The sequence below is a fragment of the Nevskia sp. genome, assembly GCF_051860985.1.
GTDB lineage: Bacteria > Pseudomonadota > Gammaproteobacteria > Nevskiales > Nevskiaceae > Nevskia.
In genome coordinates, this window is sequence record NZ_JBIMKV010000018.1 from 75,851 (window position 1) to 83,454 (window position 7,604).

Genomic DNA, 7,604 nt, shown 5'->3' on the forward strand with positions numbered 1-7,604 from the left:
ATCAGTTCTGGATCGCGATCAACTGCGCGCGCAGTTTCGGCAACTTGTCGAGCACCGTATCCCAGACCATCTGCAGGTTGATCTCGAAGTAACCATGCGCAACGGATTGCGCATGCCCTTCATCCCGGTCCAGGGCACATCGGGATGCGCCGCGACGAACTCGGCTTCAACACTCATCAATCGGCTTGCCGCTTCGCCGACGATGATCAGATTCATCAACACCGCCTGCTGCGTGCGCTTGTCATCGAGGAAATCCTCGAAGGCCATGCCTTCGGTGTAGCTCGAAGCCAGACCGATGCCTTCGATCATCTGCGCCAGCAGGGTTCCGATCCGGTCCACGCTCAGATCGGGCGTGCTTCCGCCAGCACCTGATCCCGGAATGCTGGCGGCAGGTCGCCCGGCGTCAGCAGATCCACTTTCACACCGAGCAGCGCTTCCAGTTCGACCTAAAGTGCCCCGAGATCCAGCAGCGTGGCCCCGGGCAAGGCGTCGACCAGCAGATCCAGATCGCTGTGCTCGGTGGCGCGACCGGTGGCGGTCGAACCGAACACCCTCGGATTCGTCGTCCTGTGAAGATTCGCAAGCCTTTGAATCGTTTGGCTATGCAGCTCGAGTGCGGATGATGGGTTCACGGGATTCCGACCCTGTTGGAACTGCTTTTCTGCCTACGCGGCAGTGAAAAGTCGCTTCAGCCGCCAGCAACTATTTCTGAGCTGCCTCTACGGCAGTGATTGCAAAAACCCCTTCGAGGTGTAGATTCGGCATCGCGGCATAGTTTCGTCGCTTCAACTGGCAGTAACTAGGAAAAAAACTCTAAAGCTTCCGGACGAGACTGGCATCTCATCCGGAACAGCAACGTCGAGCTTGTGAGGCCGACCCCTAACCCCGAGGGACTGTCGCGGTATGGAGGATAGAGATATGGCTGACCATCACATGACGAGAAGATAAGGATCGTCATCGGTGCTTTTGTCATATCCCCGGAGCAACGTTGCTCTGGGGATTCTAAGCAGTTTCATATGTGTCTGAAACGGAGTTCCTGTCATGAACGACATGACCGGGGACCGTCGCTCAGCTTTCTACTCGGCTATCCAGCGCTTTCTGCAAGAACGCCGCGACGCCAAACTCGAAAAGCTGACGCCTGACGATCCCAAGCGTGATGAACTGATCGCGCAATTCATCCCTGAAACCTGGCTCGACGATGCCGCCCGGCGCGTCGGCCAGATCCAGGCGGTGACCCACTCGCTGAAAGCCATCCATCCGGATGCGCGCGGTACCAGTCTTTACAGGCCGCCGGATCAGTTGCCAGTTCGGGACGAAATCGGCAGCCACTCGCTAGGGCCGGATTTCGCCGGTGACGTGGTCGGCAACGCGGCGGCGCTCGACGTCTACAAGTTCCTGCGGGTGACGGTCGATGGCCGCAGCCTGCTGGACTGGATGCTGGCCGGTGATGCCGATCTGAAAGCGGCCATGAGCTCGAAGCCAGCGCTGGCCGAGGGCTGGATCGAGGCATTCATTGGCCTGGTCCAGCCGCGCGGTGTGGCGGCCTCCCACACGCGGGCCAAGCAACTGTTCTGGCTGACCGGCAGCGATGCGGCCGACGATGCGGATTACCACCTCCTGGCGCCGCTGTATGCCAGCTCATTGGCGCAAGCGGTCTACTTCAGCATCCAGGAAAGCCGGTTCAGCGAAGCCGCAAAGACGGCCCGCCAGGCCAAACGCGAGCAGCGCCAGCACGATAGTGGCTACGCCGACTACCCGAACCTTGCCATCCAGAAGCTCGGCGGCACCAAGCCGCAGAACATCAGCCAGCTGAACAGCGAGCGGCGCGGCGACAACTACCTGTTGGCGTCCTTGCCACCGCACTGGAAGTCGGAGCCGGTCAAGGCTCCGTTTGGGGTCGAATCGGCATTTCCTCTATTTGCCCGGCGCAAACTCGTGCGGCAGTCAGTGCGGGCCTTGAAGCGCTTCCTCGAAAGCGATCCCGATCCGACGATGGAAACCCGCGATCGCGTTGAGGACTTGCTTACCGAGATCATCGACGAACTGGTGGGCTTCGCCGCCGAGCTTCATCAAGCGTTGGAACCGGGCTGGAGCGCCGACCACCGCTGCGAGCTGACGGAGGAAGAACAGCTCTGGCTCGATCCCGATCGCGCCGAAACCGATACTGATTTCGCTGCTGACTGGCAACGGATGGATTGGCCTGCTCGGCTGGGCAAGCGCTTCGGCAATTGGCTGAACGGTGCGCTGGAAGGGAAATTGCCGGTCGGCAGCATCGAACAACGGCATTGGGCGAAGGAACTGCTGCTCGATGCGCAATGGGCGGGCAAGCTTTACGAGCAGCGAACCCGGCTGGAGGCGCCGCACTACATCCCGACGCGAGGTGCGTCGTGAGCCGGCTTCCCGACAGCAGCGGCCTGCTGATCCTGCCGCGCCTGCGTATCCAGAACGCCAACGCGATCTCCAGCCCGCTCACCCACGGCTTCCCGGCGATGTCCGCGTTCGTCGGCCTGATGTGGGCCTTGCAGCGCAAATTGACACCGGTCCTCGGGCCCAGGCTGCGTCTGAGCAGTGTCGGCGTGATCTGCCATGACCATGACGAGCAGGTGACGGAAGACGGCTACACGCGCGCGTTTCGCCTGACGCGCAATCCGGTCGACAAGGACGGCAGCACGGCGGCGATTGTCGAGGAAGGCCGAATCCATCTCGACATCACGCTGGTGTTCGGCGTCGACGGCGGGCTCGTCGACGAGGGTGATGCCGAGCGGGCTGCCGTCGCCAGGCAGATCGCCGACATCCTGTCGCAGATGCGGGTGGCCGGCGGCACGGTGCTGCCGGCGGCACGGACGTGGCGCTGGTCTCAGCCTCAGCTGTTGCCGATCCCGGAAGACCCGTCCGATCGCGGTCCATGGTTCCGATCGCTGCGTCGCCGTTGGCTGCCCGGCTTTGCACTGGTCAGCCGTGACGACCTGCTGGCAGAGGCGGTGGCCGGTAGCACCCTGCCGGGCAGCGCAATCGAAGCCTGGCTGAAGTTGTCACGCCTGAACTGGTCGCCACCAGCCGAAGCGGACCCGCAGTCTGGCCGGCACGAATGGCAGCACGACCGTACACGCGGCTGGATCGTGCCGATCCCGGTCGGCTACGGCGTGCTCGTCGAGCATCCGGCGGACGCCGTCGCCAACGCCCGTGACCCGACCGTGCCGTTCCGCTTCGTCGAAAGCCTGTATTCGATCGGCCAGTGGATCGGCCCGCACCGCCTGCAGTCCTGGCACGAGCTGCTCTGGTACCCCGAACACGATCCTGCATCCGGCCTTTACCGCGTACGCAACGGCTATGCCGTCGCCACTTCCTTCAACTGAATTCTGGAGTCATTCCATGTCTGACAACACGCTCAAGACTGCTTCCGTGCTGGCGTTCGAACGCAAGCTGGATCCTTCCGATGCTCTTTTCTTCTCCGGCAACTGGAGCGAACGCGCCGGTGACCACGCATGGCCCGGCGTGACGCTGCGTGAAAAGTCCGTGCGCGGCACGATTTCCAATCGTCTCAAGACCAAGGATCAGGATTCGGCGAAGCTGGATGCCGCGATCGAAAATCCCAACCTGCAAAAGGTCCATGTGGCCGCGCTTCCAGCCGAGGCCGATACGCTGAAGGTGCGCTTCACCTTGCGGGTGCTGGCCGGCACCGGCACCCCTTCGGCGTGCAACGATGCGGCGTACCGGCACAAGCTGGTCGCCACTGCAGCGAGCTACGTGAAGACGCACGGCTTCACCGAACTGGCGCGGCGTTATGCCATCAATCTCGCCAATGGCCGCTTCCTGTGGCGCAACCGCATCGGCGCCGAGCAGGTGGAAGTGCAGATTGCGCAACGGGTCGACGGCAAGGCCGCCCGGACCTGGACTTTCGACGCACTGGCCCTGTCGCTGCGTGGGTTCACCGTCGAAGCTGCGGCCGCCACCGGGCTGAACGAGCTTGCCGCGCTGATCGCCGGCGCGCTGGCGGGCGAGCATCACCTATTGCTGGAGATTTCTGCTTTCGTCCGCGTGGGTGCGGGTCAGGAAGTGTTCCCATCGCAGGAATTGATCCTTGATCGCGGCCGCAGCGACAGGAGCAGGACGCTCTACGACATCAATGGCGTGGCGGGTATCCACTCACAGAAGCTCGGCAACGCCATTCGCACCATCGACACCTGGTATCCGGAGGCCGAAGAGCTGGGGCCGATCGCCGTCGAGCCTTACGGTTCGGTGACCACGCTGGGCAAGGCCTACCGGCAGCCGAAGGCCAAGGTGGATTTCTACACGCTGCTCGACAACTGGATGCTCAAGGACAAGGTGCCGGATGAAGGCAACCAGCACTACGTGATGGCGGTACTGGTACGCGGTGGCGTATTCGGCGATGCAGGCTGAGCCATGGATCACTACCTCGACCTGCGGCTCCGGGCGGATCCGGAGCTTCCCCCTCACCAGCTGATGGATGCCCTGTTTGCGCGGCTGCATCGGGCGCTGGTGCACGGCAGCCATCGTGACATCGGCCTGAGTTTTCCCGATGCCCGGCAAGGCCCGCGCGTCAGCCTGGGCAGCCGGCTGCGGCTTCACGGAACAGCAACGGCACTGGCACGGCTGGATCCGCCGTCCTGGCTGGTCGGCATGAAGGACCACGTCGACGCCGCCGGGGCGCTCGCCGTGCCCGAAGCAGCCAGCGCCATCGCTGTCCGGCGCGTTCAAGCCAAGAGCAATGTCGACCGCCTGCGCCGCCGGCAGATGAAGCGCAAGGGCTGGACGTCCGCCGAAGCCACCGCCGCGATTCCGGACTCGGCCGCCGAAAACCTCGACCTGCCGTTCCTGACCGTCCGCAGCCAAAGCACCGGCCAGACCTTCCGCCTGTTCGTTCGGCAATACCCGATGCCATCGGTCGCCACAGGGGAGTTCAACGGCTATGGCCTGAGCACCGAAGCGACGCTGCCCCTTTTCTGACCCAAATTCCGGAACGGGTAGGCAAGCCAATGAATTCAAAGGCTTGGCGACCCGTTCCGGCAAAGGGTCAGACGAAGGCTTGCGATGACTTCGGTTTGTAGATCAAAACGTTAGGTATGCAATGCTGTAGTTCACTGCCGCGTAGGCAGCTCAGAAATCAGCGCCATCAGGCGCGCTTGGGGCCTTGGCGTTCACTGCCGCGTAGGCAGCTCAGAAAAAGAACCTGAGCCGTCGCAGATGGCGCACGACGTTCACTGCCGCGTAGGCAGCTCAGAAAGTCGTGCGCAGCATTGACGTGCGCGCCGCTGCGTTCACTGCCGCGTAGGCAGCTCAGAAAACGGCGCGGCCCACGGCGGGCGTGGGTGGCGAGTTCACTGCCGCGTAGGCAGCTCAGAAATGCACGATTACGCGCGCCAGCCGGTAGCGCCCGTTCACTGCCGCGTAGGCAGCTCAGAAAAACCGCTGGCTGCACGACTACTGCGGAATGCCGTTCACTGCCGCGTAGGCAGCTCAGAAAGATGAAGACCTATCTGTTTTCCTACCCGTATGGTTCACTGCCGCGTAGGCAGCTCAGAAAGCCAGGTGCTGGCGGATGCGCAGCGGTCTCCGTGTTCACTGCCGCGTAGGCAGCTCAGAAAATCGAGGGCGCGCAACCGGCGCTGCGCCGCTCGTTCACTGCCGCGTAGGCAGCTCAGAAAGCTGAACGAATCGGCCTCCGGGGAGCGAATCGGTTCACTGCCGCGTAGGCAGCTCAGAAAAGGACTCGCCGAGGCCGGTCAGACCGGTGGCGGTTCACTGCCGCGTAGGCAGCTCAGAAAGTCACAGACGGCGGCGAGGTTCGACGGCAAGGGTTCACTGCCGCGTAGGCAGCTCAGAAACGTGTCCGAGTCCCCAAAGCCAGCGTATCCGCGTTCACTGCCGCGTAGGCAGCTCAGAAAATGCCGCCGAGCTGGCCGAGGTTCGCGAGCGGTGTTCACTGCCGCGTAGGCAGCTCAGAAAAGTGACGCCGCGCGTAACAGATGGCATCGCGCGTTCACTGCCGCGTAGGCAGCTCAGAAACCTCGGAAAACCAATTACCGTTCGTCGGATTTGTTCACTGCCGCGTAGGCAGCTCAGAAAGTGAAGCGCGTCGAGGCCTGGTGGAGGGACCGGTTCGCTGCCGCGTAGGCAGCTCAGAAAGAGCGTGACCGCGCCGACCGCCGCAAACTCTGGTTCACTGCCGCGTAGGCAGCTCAGAAAGTGGCCGGCTTCGATCCCGCCACTGCCACCGCGTTCACTGCCGCGTAGGCAGCTCAGAAATTCGGGGCAAGCGTTAATCGGAGTAGTTCAATGTTCACTGCCGCGTAGGCAGCTCAGAAAAGCCGCGAGGGTTGTTTCGCCGCCCTTCTCGTGTTCACTGCCGCGTAGGCAGCTCAGAAAATCACGCCACGGGTGACGCCAACAACGTGCATGTTCACTGCCGCGTAGGCAGCTCAGAAAAGCGAAAATAAGTATCAAACCAGCACGCCGGGGTTCACTGCCGCGTAGGCAGCTCAGAAACGGACGGACACCTCCGCGCGCCATGCTTCAGCGTTCACTGCCGCGTAGGCAGCTCAGAAAGAGCGGTAGCAGCGAACGAGCCAATACGAAATGTTCACTGCCGCGTAGGCAGCTCAGAAATGTAACAACCCGAACAAAGTCCGATATTCCGGGTTCACTGCCGCGTAGGCAGCTCAGAAAAGCGTCGAGGGCATCCGGCAGCGACACGAACCGTTCACTGCCGCGTAGGCAGCTCAGAAAAAAGTGGCAGGCGGTCACCTCAAGGTGTCGACGTTCACTGCCGCGTAGGCAGCTCAGAAATTGCCGGCGCTGGTGATGTCGCTGCCCAGCTTGTTCACTGCCGCGTAGGCAGCTCAGAAAGGTCACGTCCGGCACCGGCATCACTTTCGTGAGTTCACTGCCGCGTAGGCAGCTCAGAAAACGGCATCGCCGTACACGGCTGCGAACGTGGTGTTCACTGCCGCGTAGGCAGCTCAGAAAGGCCGCGCCGGAGCTGTACGTGCAGAAGTATCGTTCACTGCCGCGTAGGCAGCTCAGAAAACTGGGCCGATGTAGCGGCCCCGGCCCTCGAAGTTCACTGCCGCGTAGGCAGCTCAGAAAACGGTGCCGCTGCCGGTGCCGATGTCCAGAAAGTTCACTGCCGCGTAGGCAGCTCAGAAAGGGTACTTCTGAACGTACTGCAAATAGCCAACCAGCTGCGCATCCATTGCCAGCCAAACTGCGCACCGCTGCCATAGATGCTGATCACCTGCTGCCAGCAAGTTGAGCAATTGAGTTAAGGCACATCGATCGGAGCAGCGGACGAAAGCCCGGTTCGGGATTCTGCGATTAGTCGCACCGTGATCGAACACGATCTGGGTGACCTCGGTACCCATCTGCGGCAGCGTTCTCGTCGAAGCGGAAATGAAGATGTCCGTCGCTCATCCGTAGCCCGTTCACAGCCTTCGGATCACTGACTATCCGGCGCTCGTCCGCCGCGCGAAGGCGTAAGGAGCAGAAAGCCGCTCGGCAAAGCGATCTTAAGGATTCTCTGATTAACCCCCCTTGTTTGGTAAAATTTGGATATCGGAAACAGCAAGGGAATCAACGCCATGAAG

General features: G+C 62.1%; 4 protein-coding genes, 2 pseudogenes and 1 CRISPR repeat array. Of the genes and pseudogenes, 4 read left to right on the forward strand and 2 right to left on the reverse strand.

Annotation, left to right across the window (positions count from 1 at the left end; all coding sequences use genetic code 11):
- Nucleotide 1: 1 nt before the first annotated feature.
- Nucleotides 2-309 (reverse strand): annotated as a pseudogene (locus ACTIGJ_RS16450) (HepT-like ribonuclease domain-containing protein).
- Between the two features lie 32 nt (nt 310-341).
- Nucleotides 342-632, reverse strand: a pseudogene (locus tag ACTIGJ_RS16455) (nucleotidyltransferase family protein).
- Between the two features lie 409 nt (nt 633-1,041).
- On the opposite strand from ACTIGJ_RS16455, the gene csy1 reads away from it, so the two are divergent.
- The 4 genes from csy1 to cas6f are packed head-to-tail and all read left to right on the forward strand — an operon-like array spanning nt 1,042 to nt 4,968.
- Entirely contained in the window at nt 1,042-2,391 is a 1,350-nt protein-coding gene (gene csy1, locus ACTIGJ_RS16460; protein WP_439641406.1) for a type I-F CRISPR-associated protein Csy1, read from the forward strand.
- Nucleotides 2,388-3,356 (forward strand): type I-F CRISPR-associated protein Csy2, encoded by a 969-nt coding sequence (gene csy2, locus ACTIGJ_RS16465; protein ID WP_439641407.1) that lies wholly within the window; start codon nt 2,388-2,390, stop codon nt 3,354-3,356. Before csy1 ends, csy2 begins: the two co-directional genes overlap by 4 nt.
- 16 nt (nt 3,357-3,372) lie before the next feature.
- Nucleotides 3,373-4,401 (forward strand): type I-F CRISPR-associated protein Csy3, encoded by a 1,029-nt coding sequence (gene csy3 / locus ACTIGJ_RS16470; RefSeq protein ID WP_439641408.1) that lies wholly within the window; start codon nt 3,373-3,375, stop codon nt 4,399-4,401.
- A gap of 3 nt (nt 4,402-4,404) precedes the next feature.
- Entirely contained in the window at nt 4,405-4,968 is a 564-nt protein-coding gene (gene cas6f / locus ACTIGJ_RS16475) for a type I-F CRISPR-associated endoribonuclease Cas6/Csy4 (RefSeq protein ID WP_439641409.1), read from the forward strand.
- A 129-nt stretch (nt 4,969-5,097) separates the two neighbouring features.
- Nucleotides 5,098-7,167: direct repeats of the CRISPR family, unit length 28 nt; unit sequence GTTCACTGCCGCGTAGGCAGCTCAGAAA.
- The last annotated feature ends 437 nt before the right edge of the window (nt 7,168-7,604 follow it).

What these genes read in the sequence shown, in the direction of transcription:
- csy1 (WP_439641406.1), top strand. Translation starts at nt 1,042, where the DNA reads ATGAACGACATGACCGGGGACCGTCGCTCAGCTTTCTACTCGGCTATC.
- csy3 (WP_439641408.1), top strand. Translation starts at nt 3,373, where the DNA reads ATGTCTGACAACACGCTCAAGACTGCTTCCGTGCTGGCGTTCGAACGC.
- cas6f (WP_439641409.1), top strand. Translation starts at nt 4,405, where the DNA reads ATGGATCACTACCTCGACCTGCGGCTCCGGGCGGATCCGGAGCTTCCC.